General features: G+C 41.2%; 20 protein-coding genes and 1 tRNA gene. 15 read left to right on the top strand and 6 right to left on the bottom strand.

The genetic code is table 11. The features are described 5' to 3' along the window. Positions 1-12 precede the first annotated feature (12 nt). Positions 13-3,327: a SusC/RagA family TonB-linked outer membrane protein gene (locus NE848_RS03385; protein ID WP_252110798.1), complete on the bottom strand. Its 3,315-nt coding sequence runs from the start codon at positions 3,325-3,327 to the stop codon at positions 13-15. A 452-nt stretch (positions 3,328-3,779) separates the two neighbouring features. On the opposite strand from NE848_RS03385, the gene NE848_RS03380 reads away from it, so the two are divergent. Then, positions 3,780-4,814: a LacI family DNA-binding transcriptional regulator gene (locus tag NE848_RS03380; RefSeq protein WP_252110797.1), complete on the top strand. Its 1,035-nt coding sequence runs from the start codon at positions 3,780-3,782 to the stop codon at positions 4,812-4,814. A gap of 140 nt (positions 4,815-4,954) precedes the next feature. Here the strand turns inward: NE848_RS03380 and NE848_RS03375 are convergent. Both NE848_RS03375 and NE848_RS03370 read right to left on the bottom strand, forming a co-directional pair. Then, positions 4,955-5,028 (bottom strand) — tRNA-Pro (locus NE848_RS03375). A 64-nt stretch (positions 5,029-5,092) separates the two neighbouring features. Further along, entirely contained in the window at positions 5,093-5,944 is an 852-nt protein-coding gene (locus NE848_RS03370; protein ID WP_252110796.1) for an aldo/keto reductase, read from the bottom strand. A 222-nt stretch (positions 5,945-6,166) separates the two neighbouring features. On the opposite strand from NE848_RS03370, the gene nadA reads away from it, so the two are divergent. Both nadA and nadB read left to right on the top strand, forming a co-directional pair. Further along, positions 6,167-7,117, top strand: a complete 951-nt coding sequence (nadA, locus tag NE848_RS03365) for a quinolinate synthase NadA (protein WP_252110795.1) — start codon at positions 6,167-6,169, stop codon at positions 7,115-7,117. Position 7,118: 1 nt separating this feature from the next. Beyond that, positions 7,119-8,660 carry an L-aspartate oxidase gene (nadB, locus tag NE848_RS03360; RefSeq protein ID WP_252110794.1) on the top strand — a complete coding sequence of 514 codons (1,542 nt, stop codon included), beginning with the start codon at positions 7,119-7,121 and terminating at the stop codon, positions 8,658-8,660. Positions 8,661-8,692: 32 nt separating this feature from the next. On the opposite strand, the gene NE848_RS03355 is transcribed toward nadB, so the two are convergent. The 3 genes from NE848_RS03355 to NE848_RS03345 form a co-directional block, all read right to left on the bottom strand. Continuing rightward, positions 8,693-9,070 (bottom strand): HEPN domain-containing protein, encoded by a 378-nt coding sequence (locus NE848_RS03355; protein WP_252110793.1) that lies wholly within the window; start codon positions 9,068-9,070, stop codon positions 8,693-8,695. A gap of 109 nt (positions 9,071-9,179) precedes the next feature. Continuing rightward, on the bottom strand, positions 9,180-12,710 hold the full coding sequence (nifJ, locus tag NE848_RS03350; protein WP_252110792.1) for a pyruvate:ferredoxin (flavodoxin) oxidoreductase: 3,531 nt from the start codon (positions 12,708-12,710) through the stop codon (positions 9,180-9,182). A gap of 21 nt (positions 12,711-12,731) precedes the next feature. Further along, positions 12,732-13,082: a 4Fe-4S binding protein gene (locus tag NE848_RS03345; RefSeq protein ID WP_252110791.1), complete on the bottom strand. Its 351-nt coding sequence runs from the start codon at positions 13,080-13,082 to the stop codon at positions 12,732-12,734. Positions 13,083-13,304: 222 nt separating this feature from the next. Here NE848_RS03345 and NE848_RS03340 point away from each other — a divergent pair, with 222 nt between their 5' ends. From NE848_RS03340 to NE848_RS03285, 12 genes are all read left to right on the top strand, one after another. Continuing rightward, positions 13,305-15,161 (top strand): 2-oxoacid:acceptor oxidoreductase subunit alpha, encoded by a 1,857-nt coding sequence (locus NE848_RS03340; protein ID WP_252110790.1) that lies wholly within the window; start codon positions 13,305-13,307, stop codon positions 15,159-15,161. A 2-nt stretch (positions 15,162-15,163) separates the two neighbouring features. Continuing rightward, positions 15,164-16,174 carry a 2-oxoacid:ferredoxin oxidoreductase subunit beta gene (locus NE848_RS03335; protein WP_252110789.1) on the top strand — a complete coding sequence of 337 codons (1,011 nt, stop codon included), beginning with the start codon at positions 15,164-15,166 and terminating at the stop codon, positions 16,172-16,174. 74 nt (positions 16,175-16,248) lie between these two features. Beyond that, complete coding sequence (locus tag NE848_RS03330; RefSeq protein ID WP_252110788.1) at positions 16,249-16,599, top strand: NADH-quinone oxidoreductase subunit A; 351 nt, start codon at positions 16,249-16,251, stop codon at positions 16,597-16,599. Further along, positions 16,590-17,150: an NADH-quinone oxidoreductase subunit B gene (locus NE848_RS03325; RefSeq protein WP_252110787.1), complete on the top strand. Its 561-nt coding sequence runs from the start codon at positions 16,590-16,592 to the stop codon at positions 17,148-17,150. The genes NE848_RS03330 and NE848_RS03325 overlap by 10 nt, the downstream gene beginning before the upstream one ends. An 11-nt stretch (positions 17,151-17,161) precedes the next feature. Beyond that, on the top strand, positions 17,162-17,638 hold the full coding sequence (locus NE848_RS03320; RefSeq protein WP_252110786.1) for an NADH-quinone oxidoreductase subunit C: 477 nt from the start codon (positions 17,162-17,164) through the stop codon (positions 17,636-17,638). A gap of 6 nt (positions 17,639-17,644) precedes the next feature. Beyond that, positions 17,645-18,766 carry an NADH-quinone oxidoreductase subunit D gene (locus tag NE848_RS03315; protein ID WP_252110785.1) on the top strand — a complete coding sequence of 374 codons (1,122 nt, stop codon included), beginning with the start codon at positions 17,645-17,647 and terminating at the stop codon, positions 18,764-18,766. 10 nt (positions 18,767-18,776) lie between these two features. Beyond that, positions 18,777-19,829: an NADH-quinone oxidoreductase subunit NuoH gene (nuoH, locus tag NE848_RS03310; protein ID WP_252110784.1), complete on the top strand. Its 1,053-nt coding sequence runs from the start codon at positions 18,777-18,779 to the stop codon at positions 19,827-19,829. Between the two features lie 5 nt (positions 19,830-19,834). After that, positions 19,835-20,311, top strand: coding sequence for a 4Fe-4S dicluster domain-containing protein (locus tag NE848_RS03305; RefSeq protein WP_252110783.1), 477 nt, complete (start codon positions 19,835-19,837; stop codon positions 20,309-20,311). 5 nt (positions 20,312-20,316) lie between these two features. Continuing rightward, a complete protein-coding gene (locus NE848_RS03300; protein WP_252110782.1) occupies positions 20,317-20,916 on the top strand; it encodes an NADH-quinone oxidoreductase subunit J family protein in 600 nt (199 codons plus the stop codon). 51 nt (positions 20,917-20,967) lie between these two features. Further along, positions 20,968-21,285: an NADH-quinone oxidoreductase subunit NuoK gene (gene nuoK, locus NE848_RS03295; RefSeq protein WP_252110781.1), complete on the top strand. Its 318-nt coding sequence runs from the start codon at positions 20,968-20,970 to the stop codon at positions 21,283-21,285. A gap of 12 nt (positions 21,286-21,297) precedes the next feature. Next, positions 21,298-23,217, top strand: a complete 1,920-nt coding sequence (nuoL, locus tag NE848_RS03290) for an NADH-quinone oxidoreductase subunit L (RefSeq protein WP_252110780.1) — start codon at positions 21,298-21,300, stop codon at positions 23,215-23,217. 9 nt (positions 23,218-23,226) lie between these two features. Next, positions 23,227-24,714, top strand: coding sequence for a complex I subunit 4 family protein (locus tag NE848_RS03285; RefSeq protein ID WP_252110779.1), 1,488 nt, complete (start codon positions 23,227-23,229; stop codon positions 24,712-24,714). The last annotated feature ends 17 nt before the right edge of the window (positions 24,715-24,731 follow it).

Here is a 24,731-nt window from a genome sequence, read left to right as displayed (position 1 = left end):
TTTCGTTTTTAATTAAAAGCTAAGGTTCAAACCTATAGCGTACGACCTGCTTCTTGGGTAAGAAGAAAAATCCACACCAGGAGTTAAGCCATTATTAGTACTGTTAACCTCAGGGTCATATCCTGAATAATTAGTCCATATATGAAGATTTCTTCCGGCGGCGTAAACCCTGAACCTGGACAAACCAACCTGGGAGATTACATCCTTCGGTAGACTATATCCTAAGGTTAAATTGTTTAAACGTATAAAAGAACCATCTTCTATAGCCCAGGAATGTACTACCGCCCCGGCAACTCCATGACTAACATGCGACCAGATATTTTTATCTGAGTTGAGATCTGCTAATTGATCAAGATCTGTTACAACTGCGCCAGGAGTTCCGGTATATTCACCATCTACATCGATATAAGTGAACCGATTATCAGAACTCATGGTCGTCAATAAGTTCCCGTAGGTAATCCTTCTGAACTGATTAAACTGTATTTTCCCGGTATTATAAACGTCATTCCCATACTGGAAGTTAAAGAAAATAGAGGCGTCAAATCCTTTAAAGTTCGCATTAAAACCTAAACCTCCCTGGAAATCCGGTAAAGTATTTCCAATCACTTTCCTGTCTTCAGCATTTATAATTCCATCTTCATTAAGATCTTTTAGTTTTAAGAATCCAGGTCTTATATCGGTATTACCAACCACAGAAGTGGAATTAGGAACACCCTCTCTGAGGATATATTCATCTGAAGCCTCATCATAGCTTGCAAAATCATCTGTTGTATAATATCCATCTGTCACATAACCATACACATCTCCAATAGTTCCTCCTACCCTAAGGTAAAAATCATTGATGTTATTAAGATCGGTACTTGCCCAGTTGGACCGGAAGAATCTTTCGTCAGTACCATCCAATTCCTCTATCTTGGCACGGTTTAGCCCAATATTGAAATTAGCAGACAAATTAAAATCGGCACTCTCAATAATACCTGCATTTATACCTAATTCAACACCCTTATTTGAAGTAGTTCCCACATTGTTCCATTGAGTACTGAAACCAGAGGTAGGTGGAATAGCCGATCTAAGAAGAAGATCTTTCGTGGTGTTATAATACAAGTCTAAACTACCATTAATACGACGATTCAGGAAGACAAAATCAAGCCCCAGGTTACGGTTTATTGTGGTTTCCCATTTTACGTCAGGGTTATACAAGACATCGCTGCTAGGTGAATAGTACACCTGTTCCCTGTCGTTAAAACCTGGGCCACGGAATGTATTCGGGCTAAACAAAAATTGTGTTGCGGTAGGATCAATCCTGTCGTTACCGGTTTGACCGTAACTCAAACGTAATTTAAGTTCATCTACAAAATCGCTATCCTGAAGAAATTCTTCCTCTGCAATTTTCCATCCCAGTGCCAGGGCAGGAAAGAATCCCCACCTGTTTTCTTCTGAGAATCTACTTGATGCATCAGCTCTAAAGGTTGCAGTGATCATATACCTGTTTTTGAACTGGTAATCCAGTCTTCCAAAACCTGATAAACGATTAGTTTCGGTTGCCTCCTGAGTCTGAAGCCTGTCAAATTCTCCGAATGACATGTTAGCAAATAATTCTTCAGGCGTAATAGAAAGACGAAACTGCTCCGCTCGCACAAAGGTGCTTTCTCCGCCATTGGAGTATATCTCCTGACCTAGAAGAAAATCCAGTTTATGATCTTCCCATTCACTGTACTGGAAATTTAAGGTATTAAGCCAACGATAAGAATAACTTGTTGATGTAGTTTTCTGTCCCAGCGGCATACTCCCTCCATTGTTAAATGATTCACTGGTAAGTGGTCCAAAAAATCTTTTGTTTTCATCAAAATTCTTTTCGGTTGTAAAGGTACTTCTAAATTGTAATTGCTCTATTATAGACCAGTTAAGACCTGCGTTAAGAACATAATTATTTTGTTCTCTTTTTCGCCAGTCCTGTTCGGCCAGTTCTACAGGGCTCACAAGACTCCTAAGAAATTGCTGATAATCATCATCTGTATTCACCTGGTTCAGGTCAACTTCAATTTCATCAGCAATCCCGCTCACGGGCCTGGTTTGTACTGCATCTTTAATTTTTATTTGCGCATTGGTAGAAGTCCCCGCTCCGTCAGTTACCATATCGGCAATACGGGTAGAGATATCTAAATCCAGTTTATCATCTACAATTTGTTGATTGAGTTTAAAGTTTATTGCCGTTCTTTTAAAACCAGAATTATCCAAAAGACCTTCATCATCATTATGGGTAACACTCAAATTCATTTTGGTTCTATCGGTACCTCCTCCCACGGTTAAATTATGATACTGCGAAAGACGCGGATCACCGAATAGCTCTTCCTGCCAGTCAGTACCCTCCCTGCTTCTGTAGATATCAATATCATCATACACTCCAAAAAATCTTTCAAAATTTTCCAAAGCGGTTGTCGACTGAAGCCTTGCATATTCATAATTAGCAAGGACATATTCGTAGGGCGACAAAACCTCATATCTGCGATCTTCTGGCAGAGTATTAAATTGGAAAAAGTTATTATAAGTCACCGTAGTCTTACCTGCAACAGGGTTTTTAGTAGTTACAACAACCACCCCGTTAGCAGCCTGTGCTCCATAAACTGCGGTAGCGGCAGCATCTTTCAATACGTTAATACTCTCAATATCTGTAGGAGGGATATCTCTAATCCCATCAACGATAAATCCATCAACTACATATAAAGGTTCATTTGACTGAGTCACAGAGCCACCTCCTCGAACCCTGATACGCACTTCAGCGCCAGGCTCTCCGTCTGCGGTAGTAACATTTACGCCCGGCAATCGGCCACTAAGAGCTTCGGCAGCACTGGCCACAGGTATTTTAGCAAGTTCCTGGCTACCTATAGTGGCTACAGAACCTGTCATATCTTCCTTTCTAACTCTTCCATAACCATAATCGACAATTACAACTTCATCTAATTGCCCCATATCAACTTGCATGGTCACATTTATAGTACTTTGGCCATTTACTGAAACCTCCTGAGTGGCGTATCCAACAAATGAAAATACTAGAACCGCATTTTCTCCGGATAAATTAATTGAATAATTTCCATCAAAATCGGTTATTACACCATTCGAAGTTCCTTTCTCTAATACAGTAACTCCCGGAAGAGGAGCACCGGAATCTGAAGCAATTATGGTTCCGCTAACTTCTGTAGTTTGAGCAAAAATTAAATTTGCACTAAACAGGATAAACAGAAAAAAAACCTTTTGCAGCCTGCCCTTAATTTGTTTTCTCGGGACTTTCAGAAAAAACAGTAATCTTTGAGATAAAATACGTTTCATAAAATTAGCTAGTTAAATTAATAGTGAGTGCTTCTCTACCCGTTTTCTTTAATTCTATTGGTGGTTAATCCTATTTTGACTACAAAAAATGTTAAATTAAGAATAACAAAACCGGTTATATTCACCTAAAAAAGCCTGTTATTTCTAGAATTATCAATCAATTCTTAAATAATTTAACAATGCAATCGATTGCGTAAATATATCTATTATATATCAAAAACAAAATATTTTCAGCAAAATTTTTGTATTTACCTATTTTTAGAAGGTGGTTTTTCGTAATACATAACTTTTTAAGCGCTGTTTTTTGGAAATTAATAATCAGTAATGAGTAGATTAGCTGTTTTTCCAGGTATATAGATAAAAATGTAATCGATAACATAATTTCTTATTATATTGAAACCAAAACAATTACCCATAAATAGTAAATACATTTTTATTATAAAAATTGAGGAATGAACAAGAAAATGACATTAAAGGAACTGGCTTTCAAACTTAATCTCTCTATAAGTACAGTTTCAAAGGCCTTAAACGGAAGTTCTGAAATTAGTACGGAGACAAAAAACAGAGTAAAAGAATTGGCTACTATAAGTAATTATTTTCCCAACAGTTTTGCCCAGGGTCTAAAATCAAGTAAAACTAATACCCTGGGAATAATAGTTCCTGACATTCTTCCAAATTTCTTCTCTATGGTGCTTGACGGAATTGAAGAGAAAGCGACAGAATTAGGATATAAAGTGATTATATGCATTTCTAAAGAATCTGTTGAGAAAGAAAAGCAAGCAATAGAGATGCTCATTAGGTCTCAAGTTGATGGCATATTGATTTCACCATCCAGAGAAACACAAGCCACAAAACAGATAGAGCACCTAAATTTTCCTGGAAAATTTGATATTCCTCTGGTGATGTTTGACAGAATTCTTAATGAAATAGAAGCTGATAAGATTTTTATTGATGACAAGCTTGAAGCAGAACTGGCCACACTGGAACTTTTGAACTCTGGATGCTCACGAATCGTATATATTTCTGGAATAACCAAAACCAGTGTAAGCGAAAACAGAAATAAGGGATATAGAAACGCTTTAAGTAAATACAATTTAGAAGACAAATGTTTAGAACTGGAAGTAAACTCAACACAATACCCCTTTAAAGATTTAAAAAGACTGCTTATTAAAGAGAAAATAGATGGGATCCTGACTTCTGATGAATTGACAACAGTGCTAACTGCGCGCCAACTACTAAACTTAGGTTTTAAAATACCCGAAGAAGTGTCCCTTATAGGTTTTACAAATGGAATAATGGGAGAAACCTTTTTACCATCTATAAGCACCATTGATCAAAAAGCCAGGGAACAGGGAGAAATGGCCGTGCATACCATAGCAGACCGGATTGATGGAAAGTTATCTCTAGAACGACTTGAATTTATCATACAAGCTGATATTATTCATCGTGAATCAACTAGAAGAACATCTTTATCAAGATTTATTTAACTTTAGAATACTTATTTCTGTTCTGTATCCAATTTGAAATTGAAGAAAGTAAAAAAATTCCATTCAAATTAAAAAAGGGTAATTACATAAAAACCATGTAATTACCCTGTGTTTTATTTCTTAATGAAATATTGAAAAAGTCGGGATGACTGGATTCGAACCAGCGACCCCACGCACCCCATGCGTATACGCTACCAGACTGCGCCACATCCCGATTCAGGACTGCAAATTAAACAGCTTTATTTTAATTATCAAAAGGAAATCGAAATTTAAAATTTTCATGGTTTTTTCTGAAAATGTTCCATAAAATGATCGGGGTGAGCTCCTGTACGGGTATCATTTTCAAGAGAGTCTATCAAAGCTATTTCCTCAGCTCTCAAATCAAAATCGAATACCTTGGAATTCTCTATAATTCTTTCCTTATGCACGCTTTTAGGTATGGAGGCAACTCCTTTTTGAAGATCCCACCTTATAACGATCTGAGCCGGACTTTTAGAATATCTTTTAGCCAGGTCTTTAATGACCGGATTGGTTAAAATTTCACCTCTCATTAAAGGAGACCATGCCTGGTAAAGGATATTATTGTTTTCACAATATTCCAGAATCTCCTGTTGAACGAGTCTTGGATGAAATTCATTCTGTAAGACCATGGGCTCAACACCTCCAAACTGTTTTATACTTTCCAGGTGATGGATTAAACAATTACTTACACCTATTGCCCTCGCTTTTCCTTCCTCATATAACTCCTGGATAATCTGCCAGGTATCAAGAAATTTACCTGGAACAGGCCAGTGAATAAGATACAGGTCCACATAATCCATATCCAGTTTATAAAGCGAAGTTTCAAAGGCTTCCCGGGTAGACTCCTCTCCCTGATCATCAATCCAGATCTTTGTAGTGACAAATATTTCTTTCCTGGGAATCCCTGAGTTCTTTATTGCCTCTCCCACCCCTGCTTCATTCTCATAGAAAGAGGCTGTGTCTATTAAACGATACCCATGCTCCAGGGCATGGCCAACCGAATTAATAACTTCTGCTCCATCTTTCGCTTTATAGACTCCCAGTCCAAGATATGGCATTTCAACACCATTTCTCAGCCTTACCTTTCCATTGATATCACTAATCTGCATTCCCTTTTTAAATTTTATAATTCCTGAATTTTCTTTCAGAATTTCCGAAGTTATAAAATTGATCTTTTATCATAGAATTTTAGTAAAAAACATAGAGATTGAAATTCAGTTTCTACTCAAAAAATGACTTTCGTCATAAATTAAGCTGAAGGCAGGCTCTAATTTTGTAACCCGATGAATTAAAAGGCTTGAAAGCAGCCTCTTCTTTAAGAATTTCCATAAATGAAATTAACTCCTTCTGAAACTCAAAAATTACAGGATAAAGTACAACTACTCAAAAAAGAAAAAAATGCTGTGGTCCTTGCTCATTATTATCAGGAACCTGCGATAAAACAAGTGGCCGACTTTGTTGGAGACAGCCTGGAACTTGCGAAAAGAGCAGCTCAGAGCCAGGCAGAGATCATCGTTTTCGCCGGAGTTCATTTTATGGCCGAAACCGCCAAGATCCTGAACCCACAAAGGAAGGTACTCTTACCCGATCTGAATGCCGGGTGTTCACTGGCCGATAGTTGTGAACCTAAGAGTTTTAAAAAGTTTATTCAACAGCATCCAGAACATGTGGTAGTAACCTATATAAATTGTTCGGCCGAGATAAAAACGATGAGTGATTTTGTGTGTACTTCATCAAATGCTGAAAAGGTGATCAATTCCATCCCGATGGATAAAGAGATTATTTTCGCTCCCGATAAAAACCTGGGAGATTACCTCATCCAAAAGACCGGCCGTGAGATGCTTTTATGGGATGGTTCCTGTATGGTTCACGAAGCTTTTTCGATAGATAAGCTACTGGACCTGCATAAAAAATACCCTTCGGCCAGGATCATTGCACATCCGGAATCAGAAAGGCATATTTTAAGGGCCGCATCCTATATTGGTTCAACATCGGGACTAATTCAACATATTGCTGAAAGTGACTGGAACACATTTATCGTCGCCACAGAAGCCGGTATTCTTTACGATATGCAGAAGCATTTTCCCGACAAAACCATAATTCCTGCTCCTGCTAAAGAGAATAACAGTTGCGCCTGCAGTGAATGTGCCTATATGAAGATGAATAGTCTTGAAAAACTCTACTCATGCCTGAAGCATGAAACTCCTGAAATTATACTGGAGCAAGATATAATGAAAAAAGCCGCACTCCCAATTAACCGAATGCTCGAATTATCGAATTGATATGTTGTTTCAAACTGACATAGCCATTGTAGGCTCAGGAATTGCCGGTCTTTCGTTTGCCATAAAATTAGCAGAAGCAAGACCAGACCTGGATATTTCTATTTTCACCAAAGAATATCCTGAATCTGGAAACACCATTAAAGCCCAGGGTGGCATAGCGGTGGTTCTGAATAATGAACAGGATAGTTTTGAATCTCACCTGGAAGATACCATTAAAGCAGGAAAAGGCTTCAACGACCCTGAAGTTGTAAGGATGGTAGTGGAACAGGCGCCCCAGAGACTAACGGAACTGATGCAATGGGGAAGCAATTTTGATCTTTCCCAAAATGGCGATTTCGATCTGGGCCTGGAAGGCGGACATTCTTTTAACAGGATACTCCATAAACAGGATTTTACGGGATTTGAGATCCAAACCAAGTTACTTGCTAAAGCTGCCTCATATCCTAATATTAAACTCTTCTCTCGTTATTTTGTAACAGATCTTATCATAAAATCAAACGAAGGAGTTAACACTTGTGTAGGAATAAGGGCGCTTAACCTCACTAAAAATATACTTAGCGAAATTAAGAGCAAAGTAACACTTCTGGCTACCGGAGGAAGCGGAAAGCTTTTCCATAATACCACCAATCCACCTGTGGCAACAGCCGATGGGGTTGCTATGGCATATAATGCCGGGGCTGACATAGCCGACATGAATTTTATACAATTTCATCCCACTGCTTTATTTGAAAAAAACCACGGTCCTCTATTCCTCATTTCAGAAGCCGTTAGGGGATATGGAGCCTACCTGGTAAATAATAAAGGGAAACGGTTTTTATTCCAACATGATTCCAGAGGAGAACTTGCTACCAGGGATATTATTTCTGCCAGTATTTTAAAGGAACTTTCAGATTCAGGAGAGAAATGTGTGTATCTCGATTGCAGACATCTTGACCAGAAAAAATTCGCCGATCATTTCCCTACCATCGTTGAATATTGCAGGAAAAAGGGAATAAATGTAGAAACAGATACTATTCCAGTGATCCCTGCAGCACATTATCAGTGTGGAGGTATAAAGGTTGATAAAAATGCACAGACCTCTATTAAAAATCTCTTTGCATCAGGTGAATGTAGTTGCACGGGGCTTCATGGCTCAAATCGCCTGGCCTCCAATTCATTACTTGAAGCTATTGTATTTTCACATCAGGCGGTTAAATATCTGTTGCCACGCCTTGATAAAATAAGCCGTCAACCGAATTCAATATCGATGGAAAGCAGGAGCAGAATAGCTTATCAAAAAGGAAAAACTCTCGAAAAATTAAAAGACAGGCTTAAAGCCCTCATGACCTATGAACTTGTCTACCTCACAACTCCTTTTGAGAAAGAAAATGCTCTTAAAGAGTTAAAACTGATGAGAGGTCTTATAAAACAGGAATTTGACAAAAACTGTTTTAGTGCTGAATATTTTGAAATTCGCAATTTAGTGACGGCGGCATATCTCGTTCTTGAACATGCCATTCTATTTCAGAAAAAGCACCGGCCTAAATGCAGTACCTTTTCTTAATCCCTATTATAATTTAAGACTGATATCAAAAGCTAACTAAAAAGTTGTTCTTTACGCAGAAAAGAGTTCAATTCATCGGCCATCCTGTAACATTTACTCACGGTGGGAGTATCGGTACAATAACTCTTATTCATATCGGTTGCCTTACAATTAAAACCGGAAAGGTCTATCTGCTCAAAATTCTTATTGATAGACCTGCATTTTTTATAAAGACTATCTACGGTTTTATATTCTGCAGGATCAATATTGTTCTTCAACAGATAAGCTTTTAAAAGATTCTCTATTGCAAATTGGGCATTTTTACACACAAGGAACGATACCACATCTTCCTCGGGTCTTCCCAGCTCTTCTCTTGCCTCATCAAGCTTTTTAATGGCCTGATCCAGGGTCCTGATCACGTTATTTTCCATAATCTTTAATTTAGGTGGTTAAAAAAAATACGTTTTTAGCTATTTAAACCCTTCTAAAAGTTTTTCATAACCAAAAACGTATTATTTATTTGAGTTAGTTATTTACTTGTTACATATCTCTAAAGAGCTCAAGTCTTTCCCATTTGGTTTCCACCTCTTCCTGAGCCTGTTTAAGCAAAGCGGCTCCAGTTTCAGGGTTCTCTTTAGCTACCCTTGTGAAACGCGTTTCGTTGTACATAAACTCCTTAACAGGAATCTGAGGTGGCTTAGAATCAAGCTTGAATTTTTTACCTTTTGGTTTTAAAGGATCAAACCTGAATAATGGCCAGTAACCCGATTCTACGGCTTTCTCCTGCTGACGGGCTCCAAACTTGAGGTCATAACCGTGCTCTCCGCAGTGAGAATAAGCAATAATAATAGAAGGTCCCGGATAAGCCGTTGCCTCTTCAATAGCCTTAAGGGTTTGCAGGTCCTTGGCTCCTATCGCAACCTGTGCTACATAAACGTTCTGATAAGAGACCGCCTGTAAGGCAAGACTTTTCTTAGAAGTCCTTTTTCCTGATACTGCAAATTTTGCACTGGCTCCAAGAGGTGTGGCTTTAGACATTTGTCCGCCGGTATTGGAGTAAACTTCGGTATCCATCACCAGGATATTAACATCCTCTCCCGATGCTAGGACGTGATCCACGCCACCGTAACCTATATCATAAGCCCAGCCGTCCCCGCCAAGTATCCAGACCGCTTTTTTGCGGAGATATTCTGACAGTTCATTTAGCTTAACTGCTTTTTCATCGTCTATTCCTGAAAGGATCTGTTTAAGTTCAGCTATCTGGCTATGCTTTTCTTTTTTCTGAATTTCATTTTCTTCAGGATTGCTGAGAATAGCCTCTACCAGCTCTTTACCCACATAGTCTTCCAGGGATCTAAGCAGATCAACGGCGATCTCCTGTTTCTTTGTCAGCGCCAGCCTCATTCCAAGTCCGAATTCGGCATTGTCTTCAAATAATGAGTTAGCCCAGGCCGGACCATGCCCCATATCGTTCTTCTTATATGGCGTGGTAGGTAAATTACCTCCGTAAATTGACGAACATCCGGTAGCATTGGCTATAAGGATACTGTCTCCATAAAGCTGGGTGAGCATCTTGATATATGGTGTTTCACCACAACCCGAACAGGCTCCGGAAAATTCAAATAAAGGTTCAAGGAATTGAGATCCTTTTACATTTGTAATCTGAAGTTCGGTCCTGTCATAATAAGGCAATGTGGTAAAATAGTTCCAGTTTTGATTCTCCTCAGCGGTCACATCGAGTTTGTTCCTCATATTTATTGCCTTGAAGTTTTCTATTTCTTTGCTTTCGGCAGGACAAACAGCTACACAGAGATCACATCCTGTACAGTCTTCAGGAGACACCTGCAACACATAAGATTCGGTATCACTGGCAAAAGGTCTTCCTTTTGCAGGAACTGCTTTAAGCGAAGAAGGAGCAGCTGCCAGATCCTCATTGGGCACAACTTTAGCCCTGATCGCTGCATGCGGACAGATAGCTACACACTTATTACACTGGGTACATAGGTCCTCTCCTTCCCACACTGGAATAAAATCGGCAATTCCGCGTTTTTCATACTGAGTGGTACTTGTAGGGAAAGTTCCGTCAATCGGGAAAGCGCTCACTGGAAGTTCATCGCCTTCTCCTGCCAGGATCTTACCTAATACTTCTTTCACAAAAGGATCTGCATCCCCGGTCATGATAGGCTTAAAGCCTCTGGTACTGGTGATATTCTTAGGATAATCTACCTTTTGAAGATACTCAAGAGACTTGTCTACCGCGTTAAAATTCATGTTCACTATCTTATCACCCTTATGAGAATAAGATTTCACGATCGCGTCCTTGATCTTCTGGATAGCTTCTTCTTTTGGGAGTACACCTGAAATGGCAAAGAAGCAGGTTTGCAATACGGTATTGGTTCTTTTACCCAGTTTGGTATCATGTGCCACTTTAGTTGCATCTACCACATAAAACTGCAGTTCCTTTTCTACGATCTCTTCCTGCATTTTCTTAGGAAGTTCATCCCAGATATCTTCTTTTGAGAATGGTGAGTTTAACAAGAATGTTCCACCGGTTTTGATCTTTTTAAGAATGTCATACTTATGTATAAAATTGAACTGATGACAGGCAACAAAATCTGCAGTATTTATAAGATAACTTGAATAAATGGGCTCTGGTCCAAAGCGCAGGTGAGACACCGTTTGGGCCCCGGCCTTTTTAGAGTCATATACAAAATAACCCTGCACATAATTATCGGTAGTTTCTCCAATGATCTTGATAGAGTTCTTATTGGCGCCCACTGTCCCGTCAGACCCCAGGCCATAGAACATACAGTTAAAGGTGGATTTTTTGGTCTTGAATACCGGATTGTAAAGTAGGCTCTTAAAGCTTACATCATCATTAATACCAATGGTAAAATGGTTTTTAGGTTTATCCTTTAAAAGCTCATCAAAGATCCCTTTAACCATGGCCGGATTAAACTCTTTGGAAGATAGTCCGTAACGGCCACCTATGATAAGCGGTTTTGGTCTGTCACTTTCACTGAAGGCTGTAACAACATCGAGGTATAAAGGCTCTCCTGTACTTCCGGGTTCTTTGGTACGATCCAGAACTGCGATTTTCTTAACGCTTTCAGGAATTTCATTGATAAAATGTTCAATTGAGAATGGTCTGAAAAGACGTACCAGTAGCACCCCTACTTTTTCATCTGAATTAAGCAGGGTATCTACAGTTTCCCTTACAGCTCCTTCTCCGGAACCCATTATGATGATCACCTTTTCAGCCTGTGGGTGTCCTATATAATCGAACAACTTATACTTGCGACCGGTATGTTTATAGAATTCATCCATAACCGACTGAACAATTGCCGGTACCTTTTCATAATGAAGGTTAGCGGCTTCACGAGCCTGGAAGAATACATCGGGATTCTGAGAAGTTCCTCTAATCACGGGATTATCGGGATCAAGACTTCGTTTCTTATGAGCCATGATCTTATCTTCAGGCATCATGGCTTTTATCACCTCGTCTGGTATCGCATCGATCTTAGAGATCTCGTGTGAGGTCCTGAAACCATCAAATATATTCAGAAAAGGTACGCGGGACCGTAAGGTAGCTACCTGGGAGATAAGGGCAAAGTCCATCGCCTCCTGAACAGATCCTCCAAATAACATGGAAAATCCCGTCTGTCTCGCGGCCATTACATCAGAATGATCTCCAAAGATAGACAGTGCATGAGTGGCAATGGTCCTTGCCGCCACATGAATTACGGTGGGCAATAATTCCCCGGCGATTTTATACATATTAGGAATCATGAGCAGCAGGCCCTGTGATGCGGTAAAGGTGGTGGTGAGTGCACCGGCCTGTAGAGAGCCATGAACCGCACCCGCAGCACCCCCTTCACTTTGCATTTCAACAATTCTTGGAACATTATTCCAGATATTCTTTTCACCTTTTGAGCTAAAAACGTCTACATGCTCGCCCATGGGCGAGGCTGGTGTAATTGGATAAATAGCGCAGACTTCGTTCGTTTTATGAGCCACTCTTGCGACAGCCTCATTGGCATCGCAGATAAGCTTCGGGGGTTTTGCAGCCATCTTGAAAGTATTTAAATAAATTTATTCGCCGTGTAACCAGGCTTTTTTCTCCAGTAATTCTTCTTCAGATTCCTGGTGATTATCATCGGGCACACAGCAGTCTACAGGACATACTGATGCGCACTGTGGTTCATCATGAAATCCTTTACACTCTGTACACTTGTCACTAACAATAAAATAGAATTCGTCAGACAAAGGTTCATTTTCGGCATCGGCATCTACCTCCTTACCACTGGGTGTTGTCACGGTTCCGCTTAAAACAGTCTCATCTGAATAAGACCATTCCTGATCGGGTTCGTAGATAGCATTATTTGGACATTCAGAAATACAGGCATCGCAGTTGATGCACTCATCGGTAATAATAAGAGACATAGCTAAATTATTTGGTTGAACTTTCGAATAAAATTAGACAGTAGCATCCTCGATTAATATGACAAATGTCATATTTCGGTATCCCCAAAAAATTAATTTCCGATTCTGAATATCAGGTTTATATGACATCAGTCATATTTAAAGCTTATGAGTAAAATTAAATTTGGTTCAAATACTACAACTAAGGGTTAATATCCCAACAGTTACTAATAGCCCACTCATATGATCGCACAAGCTAAAAAAACACAAGCCGAAGCTCTGGAAGCAGTTGTAATTCGTTTTGTTGGGGACTCCGGAGACGGAATGCAGCTAACAGGAACTCAGTTTTCAGACACCTCGGCCATGTTCGGTAATGATGTAGCCACTTTCCCAAATTATCCTTCTGAAATAAGAGCTCCCCAGGGGAGCCTCTATGGCGTTTCCGGATTCCAGGTACATATAGGAAGTGTAGAGATAAGTACTCCGGGAGATAATGTGGATCTGCTGGTTGCTATGAACCCGGCCGGATTAAAAACCAATCTGTATGCTGTAAAACCAGGACATACTATTATAGTAGACACCGATTCCTTTACCAAAAAGAACCTTGAGAAAGCACAATACGATTCGAACCCGCTGGAAGATGGCAGCCTTGAGAATTACAGGGTGGTACAGGTACAAATGACTTCACTTACAAAAGAAGCACTTAAGGAAGTTGAAGGGCTGGACAATAAAAGTATTACCAGAAGTAAGAATATGTTCGCTCTTGGGATGGTTTACTGGCTGTATAACCGGTCTCCCGAGCATACCATAGATTTCTTCAATAAAAAATTTAAAAACAAGCCTGAATTAATAGAAGCAAACACCAAGGTGCTCAATTCAGGTTACTTCTATGCCGAAACCATAGAACTAATCCCTAACTCCTATAGCATATCTCCCGCAAAAATGGCTGGCGGTCAATATAGAATCATCATGGGAAATACCGCTACTGCCTGGGGCTTCCTTGCCGCTGCAGAAAAATCCGGGCTGGAACTGTTCTTAGGCTCCTACCCTATCACCCCCGCTACAGATATTTTACACGAACTTGTGAAGCATAAGCATTTTGGAGTGAAGGCATTTCAGGCTGAGGATGAGATCGCCGGAATCACATCAGCAATTGGAGCTTCGTTTGCCGGTGACCTTGCCATTACTACAACTTCCGGCCCGGGATTAGCTCTTAAAGGGGAAGCTCTGGGTCTTGCAATGATGGTAGAATTACCGCTTGTAGTAGTGAACGTTCAGCGAGGAGGACCATCGACTGGCCTTCCTACCAAAACCGAACAATCTGATCTTTTGCAGGCCTTATACGGTCGTAACGGAGAAAGCCCGGTGATAGTGATCGCCGCGAGTACACCGGCCAATTGTTTTAATTACGCGTACCAGGCAGCTAAACTGGCATTAGAGCATATGACTCCTGTGATATTGTTAACTGATGGATACATAGCTAACGGCTCAGCGCCATGGAAAATCAAAAGTATCGATGAGATGCCCGATATCAGGAATCATAAGATCAGGGAAGCCAGGGAAAACTGGCATCCATATGACAGGGATCCGGAAACGCTGGCAAGAAACTGGGCTATCCCAGGCACTCCGGGCCTTGAACATCGTGTTGGCGGACTTGAAAAAGACCGGGTGACCGGTAATGTTTCCTATGTACCCGAAAATCACGAAATAATGACGATAACCCGTGCCGAAAAGGTAAAACGGGTTGAGAATTATATTCCCTCAATCGTGCCCGAATTCACGGACAGCGGAGACCTTCTTGTGATTGGCTGGGGAGGAACTTACGGAGCCCTGCATACCGCCGTAAAACAACTTTATGAAGAAGGTCATACCAATATAGGGTACGCTCACTTCAACTATATCAATCCCCTACCAAAGAATACTGGGGATTTGCTTAAACGCTTTAAAAAGATCGTAGTGTGCGAACTCAATAACGGGCAATTCGCATCTGTGTTGAGAATGAATTTCAACGGGATTGAATTCCATCAATTCAATAAAATACAAGGCCTTCCTTTCTCGAACTCCGAACTGATTGAAAAATTCAAAAAATCACTAAGCTAGCCATGGAAACAACTGCAACTAAATATACATATAAAGATTTCGCCAACGACCAGGAGGTTCGATGGTGCCCGGGTTGTGATGACTATGTGATCCTACGCTCGGTACAAAAAGCACTGCCTGAAATGGGCGTAAAGAAGGAAGATGTGGTTTTTATCTCAGGTATCGGCTGTTCTTCCCGTTTCCCTTACTATATGGGAACCTATGGAATGCATGGTATTCATGGAAGGGCTCCTGCAATTGCTTCAGGGGTCAAACTTGCAAATCCGGAGCTTAGCGTATGGGTAATCACGGGTGACGGAGACAGTATGGCTATTGGAGGCAATCATTTTATACATGTTTTGAGAAGGAACATAGACCTTAATATTATCCTTTTTAACAATGAGATCTATGGACTTACCAAGGGACAGTTTTCTCCAACTTCCCTGGTTGGGCAGAAGACGAAATCTTCTCCCTACGGGAATACCCAGCCACCATTCTCCCCTGGAGAACTGGCAATTGGAGCACATGCAAGGTTCTTTGCCAGGATTTCGGGGAATACTCCAAAAGAGATGACCGAAACTTTTATAGAAGCTGAAAAATTCAAGGGTACCTCCCTGATAGAAGTACTTCAAAACTGTGTGATATTCAATGACGGATGCTACCTGAAGTATACTGATAAGAATGTACGTGAAGATAAACAGCTATATGTGGAGCATGGCAAACCAATGATCTTCGGAAAAGACCGAAGCAAAGGTCTCATTCTGAATGGTCTTAAACTGGAAGTAGTTAGCATTGGGGAGAATGGAATAACAGAAGAAGATATTCTAGTACATGATGCAAAAGAAAAGGATCCAACCTTACACCAAATGCTGGTTAGACTTGAGTATCCTTTGGTCACCGGAATCATACGAAGTGTAGACGATGTCACCTTCGAAGAAAGGGAAAATGCACTTACCGAACAGATCAAGGCACAGTCTCATTTTAAATGCACAGACGACCTTTTCTTTTCCGGTGAAACTTATGAAGTAAAATAGCAGGAATACTGATTTTTATCAGTTCCTGCCCACCTAAATACTATTAATTTTATTAACCACTAAAGCCTGTAAAAATGGGTTCAGAAGCGATAATAGTATTCTTAATTGCCGGGGTGATTCTAGTAGCCGGCGCGAACTTTCTTTCAAAATTAATATCACCAAAATCTGATAATCCGCAAAAGCGGGAACCCTACGAAAGTGGGATGACCACCATTGGGCCAACCTGGGTCCAGTTTAAAGTAGGCTATTATCTCTTTGCTATTCTCTTCCTGATATTCGATGTAGAGATAGCTTTTTTAGTACCCTGGGCCGTGGTATTTGGCAAAATTGGAAGCGTAGCCCTTATTGAAATACTCATCTTCCTGGTTATCCTGGGACTGGGACTGGCTTATGCCTGGAAAAAAGGAGCATTAAAATGGGAATAAATAATAACCATCAGATTCCGGCAGATTTCCCCGGTAAAGTTTTACCGGCAGGAAACGGCGCAAACATAGTAGTTACTTCTCTCGATAAGATCATTAACTGGGGACGTGCAAATTCTCTTTGGTCACTCTATTTTGGCACCAGTTGTTGTGCCATAGAAATGATGCAAACAGGAGCTGCTCGTCACGATTATTCCCGTTTTGGCTTTGAGGTGGCAAGACCTTCCCCCCGGCAGGCGGATCTGATCATAATTGCAGGTACCATTACGAATAAAATGGCACCGGTATTACGCAGGCTTTACGACCAGATGGCAGAACCTAAATACGTGATCGCGATGGGAGCTTGTGCAATCTCTGGTGGCCCCTTCTTTTACAATTCTTATTCGGTGGTAAAAGGTGCCGACCATGTGATCCCAGTAGATGTCTATGTCCCCGGCTGTCCTCCCCGCCCGGAAGCCTTACTCAAGGGAATGATCCTGCTTCAGGAAAAAATTAAAACTGAAAGCAGGCAGAAACAGAAGAATCCTATAGAAGGTTTTGATGAAGGACTTTAAAATTGGAAGCCATGACAAATCAAGAACTAAAAGATTTAATTACCGGTTGGTTTGCAATACCAGAAGCAGTTCAACTTGAATTTAGTGAAGAAGGATCCCAGTTTCTTAACCTTAGCATACATCCTGATTATCTCCACGAAACTATGTATTACCTCAAACTGAACAGAGATACAGATTTTGATTATCTCTATTGCCTTACCGGAATAGACTGGGAAAAAGAGCTCGAGGTGGTATACCACCTGGAATCTACAGAACACAGGCATAGCCTGGTGGTGAGAACAAAAACCAGTGATCGTGAGACGCCTGTTATAGATTCTGTACAGGATATCTGGCCTACTGCCAATTTTCATGAACGCGAGGTTTACGATTTCTTCGGAATAAGATTCAAAAATCATCCGAATATGAAAAGACTCTTTCTTGCCGAGGACTGGGAAGGATTCCCCCTTCGCAAGGATTATGTAGACGAAGTAAATATGGTTGTTAAATAAAAGCTTATGAGCACCGCAACAATAAATAACAACTTTAAGTCTGAAGAATACTTCATCAATATGGGGCCTCAGCATCCGGCAACTCATGGAGTTCTAAGGCTTTTACTGACTATTGACGGGGAGATCATCAAAAAAGTAGAACCTGATCTGGGCTATATTCACCGCTCTATAGAAAAGATGTGCGAGAAGGACAGCTACCAGCAAATAGTTCACCTAACAGACAGGATGGACTATCTCTCCTCTCATATTAACAACGAAGCGGTGTGTCTTTGTGTGGAAAATGCGCTTCAACTGGAAATTCCTGAAAGGGTAAAAGTAATAAGGACCATTCTTGATGAACTTACCCGAATTTCTTCCCACTGCCTCTGGTGGGGAGTAATGGGAATGGATGTGGGTGCCCTTACCACTTACTTCTATGGCTTCAGGGATCGAGAAATGATCAACGATATATTTGAGGAAACCTGCGGAGCCCGGTTAACCATGAATTACAATATTCCGGGAGGGCTAATGCAGGACATACATCCCAATTTTGTAAAAAGAGTAAAAGAATTTATTGCCCATTTCAAAACAAAAATACCCGAATACAACCGCCTTTTAACAGGAAATGTAATCTTCCAAAAGAGAACCATAGGTGTTGGTTTGTTAACAAAAGAGGATGCTATTTCCTATGGAGCATCCGGTCCTGTTGGGCGGGCTTCGGGTTATTCATGTGATGTAAGGAAGCATCATCCCTACAGCGCACTGGATAGGGTAGATTTTAAGGAAGCACTGGCCACTGAAGGAGATTCATTTGCACGCTACCGGGTTAGGATACAGGAAATGTGGGAATCGATCTCCATCATCGAACAATTAATTGACAATATTCCGGAGGGTGATTTTAAAGTACCCACTAATGCGGTGATCAAACTTCCAAAGGGCGAATATTATCAAAAAGTGGAAACTGCCAGAGGAGAACTTGGAGTATATATTATTAGTACTGGAACAAAGAATCCATACCGGGTAAAGTTCCGTTCTCCGGGATTATCCAATTTGTCTCTACTGAATCATATTGCCGTGGGCGGAAAGATTGGTGACCTGGTGGCTACTATGGCAACCATAGATATTGTTGTACCTGATATTGACCGATAAATTATGTGATATGAATACATTGATCAACATAAACAATCTTTTTTTAAGCATTATTCCTGCTGAAATTACCGGGCTTCCTAAAATGGCTATGATCGCTCTTATTTACCTGGGGATCTTTGCTGTCCTTGGTCTCTATCTGGTATTACTGGAAAGAAAGGTTGCCGCCTGGTTCCAGCTAAGGTTAGGCCCAAACCGGGTGGGTTACCACGGCCTGCTACAAACAATGGCCGATGCCCTGAAGCTGGTTTCCAAGGAACTTACCGGTACGGTTAAAGCCGATAAATTTCTTTACAATCTTGCCCCCTATTTTGTGATCATTACATCATTAATGGCCCTTGGGATATTTCCTTTTACCCAAAAGCTTCAGGCTTATGATCTTAATATTGGCCTCTTTTTTCTTATTGCGATCTCCTCTATAGGTGTTATTGGAATTCTTCTTGGAGGCTGGAGTAGTAATAACAAGTTCTCTCTCATAGGTGCCATGCGAAGCGGAGTACAAACCATAAGCTATGAACTTTCAGTAGGCCTATCATTGTTAACCATGGTTCTGCTAACCCAAAGTCTTCAGCTATCAGAGATCGTGGAAGTTCAAAAGAACGGATGGCTAATTGTACAGGGACATATCCCAGCAATTATTGCCTTTATGGTTTTTATGATAGCCGGAACCGCGGAAACCAACCGGGCTCCCTTTGATATGGTCGAGGCAGAATCTGAATTAGGTGCAGGATTTCACACCGAATATTCGGGGATGAAGTTTGCTTACTTCTTCCTTGCTGAGTTCATAAATATGTTCATAATCGCGGCTATAGCTACCACGGTATTCTTTGGCGGCTGGCTCTCACCTTTTGGGGTTACTGAGTCTATACCCTGGCTTGGAGTTTTCTGGTTCCTGGCCAAAACATTCATACTGGTTTTCTTAATGATGTGGTTCCGCTGGACCTTCCCAAGACTTAGGGTAGACCAGTTACTCACCCTGGAATGGAAATACCTGTTACCTATAAACCTGGTGAACATAGTAATTATGGCAGTAATAGTATGGCTAAATCTTAGTATTCAATTTTAGAAATTATGAGCTATCTCTCTGATATATATAACGGAATTAAGACACTGCTCACAGGGATGAGCGTGACAGGAAAATATTTTCTGAATTCCCGGAAAGGAGCTATTACCCAGCAGTATCCTGATAATAGGGATACCCTGAAAATGTTCGAACGCTTTCGCGGAGAGGTGGTAATGCCTCACGATGAAAACAATGAACATAGTTGTACCGGTTGCCAGAAATGTGAACTGGCCTGCCCCAATGGAAGCATAGAGATCATCTGGGACAGGGTGATAGATGAAAACACCGGTAAAAAGAAAAAGATCATTGACCAGCATATCTACCATTTCGGAATGTGCACCCAGTGTGGGTTGTGTGTAGATGCCTGCCCAAGCGATGCAATTAAATGGGCCCAGAATTTCGAAAATTCAGTATATGACAGAACCCAGCTTACCAGAGTTTTAAACCAACCCGGTTCTAAGGTTAGAGCCGGTGTAGAAGAATAAAAAATATGGAAAGAATAATATTTTATATCCTGGCAGTAATTATGATCGCGTTCGCAATCGCTTCGGTTAGCAGTCGCAAAATGTTGCGTTCTGTGATATACCTGTTATTTGTACTGATAGGGATTGCGGGCCTTTATTTCCTGTTTGATTATAATTTCCTGGCTGCTATCCAGCTAACGGTGTATGCGGGAGGAATAATAGTTTTAATGATCTTCTCTGTACTTCTTGTACATCACATAGAAATGGAACTGGAAACTGCCCGTCCTCTCCGGAGGTTGATCAGTGCATTGCTTTGCCTGGCAGGATTGGGAATTTTCATTACCTCGATCTATTCCTATGATTTTAATGTTAGTTTAAATGCTACCACAACAACTACAGCCCAGATAGGTGAAAAACTTCTAAGCTATGGTGCCGGTGGATTCATCCTTCCTTTTGAGGTGATTAGCGTCTTACTCCTTTCAGCAATGATTGGAGCAATCGTAGTGGCCCGGGGAAGCCATAAAGAAGAGAAAAAAATAACTCCAAATAAAACCAAACCACAGAAAGAGATAAAAGAAATTGAATCCATGAAAGTGGAGATCCTTGAAGAGGAGATCCCTTTATAACAGACAACCAATTAATTAACTCAGGGTCTGCAGACCCCAAACATTGAAAATATGATTCCCGGAGTAAGCATACATGAAATTTTAGTTCTGAGCTCTATCCTGTTCTTTATAGGAGTTTATGGATTCATTACCCGAAAGAACCTCATCTCAATTCTTATCTCGGTAGAACTTATTCTTAACTCTACTGTAATAAATTTTGTAGTGATCAATAAATACCTCTTTCCCGATATCCTGGAAGGAATGATCTACGGGATCTTTATAATCGCAGTTGCTGCGGCAGAAACAGCCCTGGCAGTGGCCATTATTATAAATCTCTACAGAAAAACGAGCTCTGTGGATATAAAAGAAACCGAAACGATGAAGTATTAAATCTCAACAACTATGAACCTAAATTATATCTTTTTGATCCCATTAATTCCACTGATCGTTTTTCTGGTTCTCGGGATCTTCAGCCAAAAAATAAAAGCCGGAATATCAGGTTATATTGGGGTTCTGGGTATCGCCATTTCAACAATCCTATCCTACTTTGCGGCCTGGCAGTACTTTATGGTTGAGGGAAAACTAAATGGGGTTTACCAGACCTTTACCGAAAAGACAGTCTGGATTCATTTCACCGAAAGCCTGCATATAGATATGGGGGTTCTTATAGATCCAATCTCTGTCATGATGCTGGTTGTTGTATCAACCGTTTCTCTCATGGTAAACATTTACAGCAGGGGTTATATGAAAGGCGACGATGGCTTTACGAGATTCTTCGCCTATCTGTCTTTATTTACCTTCTCCATGTATGGACTGGTACTGGCCACTAACCTGTTCCAGATCTATATCTTCTGGGAACTGGTAGGAGTGTCGTCTTTTCTGTTGATAGGTTATTATTACACCAAAACCTCAGCTATTGCAGCGGCTAAGAAAGCCTTCATAGTGACCAGGTTTGCCGATTTCGGATTTCTGATAGGAATATTCATCATTGGATATTATACCAATACCTTCGATTTTCAGACTTTAAATGATCCTGAAGGTAGTATTTTGACCAGCTGGGCTTCCACTTCCTTTATGGGATTATCGGTACTGGCCTGGGCACTCATCCTCATCTTTATGGGTGGCGCCGGAAAATCGGCAATGTTCCCGCTACATATCTGGCTGCCCGATGCTATGGAAGGACCAACCCCTGTATCAGCACTCATACACGCCGCTACGATGGTAGTTGCAGGCGTATATCTGGTAGCTCGTTTATTCCCGATGTTCTACATAGTGGAAGAGGGATTTGTTCTCCATATCGTGGCCTATGTCGGGGCTTTTTCTGCCCTGTTTGCAGCAATCATTGCGATCACTCAAACAGATATTAAAAGAGTACTGGCGTTCTCTACAATGTCTCAATTGGGCTATATGATGATGGCTCTAGGGCTCTCAGGTTATGATGGGCACGAAGGAGTTGGCTTTATGGCTTCTATGTTCCACCTCTTCACCCACGCGATGTTCAAAGCCCTTTTATTCCTTGGTGCAGGTTCTGTGATCCACGCAGTTCATAGTAATCTTTTACAAGATATGGGCGGATTAAGGAAATATATGCCTGTTACCAATATCACTTTCTTAATTGCTGCTTTAGCCATAGCAGGAGTTCCGCCTTTGGCAGGTTTCTGGAGTAAGGATGAGATCCTAGTGGCCGCATATGAGAACAACCAGTTCCTTTACCTTATTGGAGTTTTTGTAGCCGGACTTACCGCCTTCTATATTTTCAGGATCTACTTCGGAATTTTCTGGGGAAAGGACACCAGCTACAAACATTCTCCACACGAATCACCTGGTTCGATGGTAATACCGCTTGTCGTCCTTGCTGTTTTAAGCATGGTTGCCGGATTTGTTCCTTTTAGTGAATTCATTTCGGCTGACAAAGCAGGCTTTGATACCCATATAAATGTGCCGCTCGCCGTTATAGCGACAGGAGCCGGTGCTGTTGGAATTTTGATGGCCTGGATATTCTATAAAAAAGAAAATGACCTGGCTTCCAGATTTGCCAATGCTTTTGGGGTGTTTTACAAATGTACCAGCAGGAAGTTTTATTTCGATGAGATCTACCTTTTTATGGCCCGAACCATTTTCTTCAAGAATGTGGCTGCTCCCATTGCCTGGTTCGATAAGAAATTTGTAGACGGGACCATGGAAGGAATTGGCAACAAAACAGTGGTGATTTCAGAAAAAATCAAAGGCATCCAATCCGGAAAACTACAGGACTATGCTTTTGGCCTCATTGCGGGCTTCGTAGTGATCGCTTTCATGTTTATTTATTTATGGACTAACTAATTGAGTATTATGGATATCTTATCACTTTTTGTTATAGTTCCGGTACTGGTGATCCTGGCATTGGTCTTTTCCAAAGGCCTGAAACAGGCCCGGATGATAGCTATGTGCGGGGGAATCATCCAGTTGGGCATGGCCCTGAACCTCATCTTCGCCTATATAAAGGAAAGAGAGGTGAGCAAAGAGATCATGTTATTTACCCGTGACCTGCCATGGTTCGAACAACTCAACATCCACTACAGTATAGGAGTGGATGGGATCTCTGTGGCACTTATCACCCTTACATCCATAGTCGTACTAGCCGGGGTCTTTATATCCTGGAAAATTGACGATCTACCCAAGGAGTTTTTCGTTTCCCTTATAGTACTTTCAACCGGAGTATATGGTTTCTTTATCTCCCTGGACCTGTTTACGATGTTCGTTTTTTATGAAATAGCAGTGATCCCGATGTACCTGCTTATTGGCATATGGGGTTCAGGCCCCAAAGAATACTCCGCAATGAAACTTACCCTGATGCTGATGGGTGCCTCTGCGGTACTTCTTGTTGGTATCCTGGGAATCTATTTTAATTCAAATGCCGATGGCGGAGCATTAACCTTCAACATCCTGGAGATCGCAAAGGTGAACATTCCTTTTGAAGCCCAGAAACTGTTCTTCCCGATGACCTTTATAGGATTTGCCGTGCTGGGAGCCCTTTTCCCTTTCCATACCTGGTCGCCCGATGGACATGCCTCTGCTCCTACCGCCGTGTCGATGCTGCACGCCGGTGTATTGATGAAACTTGGTGGTTACGGTATTTTCAGGGTTGCAATGTACCTTCTACCCGAAGGGGCCCTGGAATGGTCCTGGTTCTTTATAATTCTCTCGGCTATCGGAGTGATCTATGGAGCTTTTGCTGCATTAAGACAAACCGACCTTAAATATATAAACGCCTATGCTTCGGTTAGCCACCTGGGAATGGTAAGTTTTGCGCTTTTAATGCTAAACAAGACTGCCTGGAACGGGGCAATTTTGCAATCCCTCTCACACGGATTTATGACTGCTCTCTTCTTCGCACTTATAGGAATGGTCTATGGCAGAACACATACCAGGGATATCACGAAGCTGGGAGGACTGCTCAAAGTTATTCCGTTTATCTCGGTGATCTATGTGGTGGCCGGCCTGGCACTGCTTGGACTCCCCGGATTCAGTGGATTTGTAGCCGAAATGAACATCTTTATGGGGGCATTCCTGCACGATGATATGTTCTACCGGATAGTGACCATTGTTTCCATTTCAGCGATCGTGGTCACAGCAGTCTATGTATTAAGAGTGGTGGGTATAATGCTGATGGGGCCGGTAAAGAATGAAGCATACCTCAACCTGCCCAAAGCCACCTGGTATGAAAAAACGGGAGTTCTGTTATTGCTTATTCCCATTATTGGGATAGGGGTAGCTCCACTCTGGCTGAGCAATATGATCCTGGAAAGCCTTGAACCTTTTATTCAGGGAGTATTATAAAATTAAAGTTGTACTGA

This window comes from Gramella jeungdoensis (genome assembly GCF_023805255.1).
Classification (GTDB): domain Bacteria; phylum Bacteroidota; class Bacteroidia; order Flavobacteriales; family Flavobacteriaceae; genus Christiangramia; species Christiangramia jeungdoensis.
This window is presented reverse-complemented; position numbering and strand designations above follow the sequence as displayed.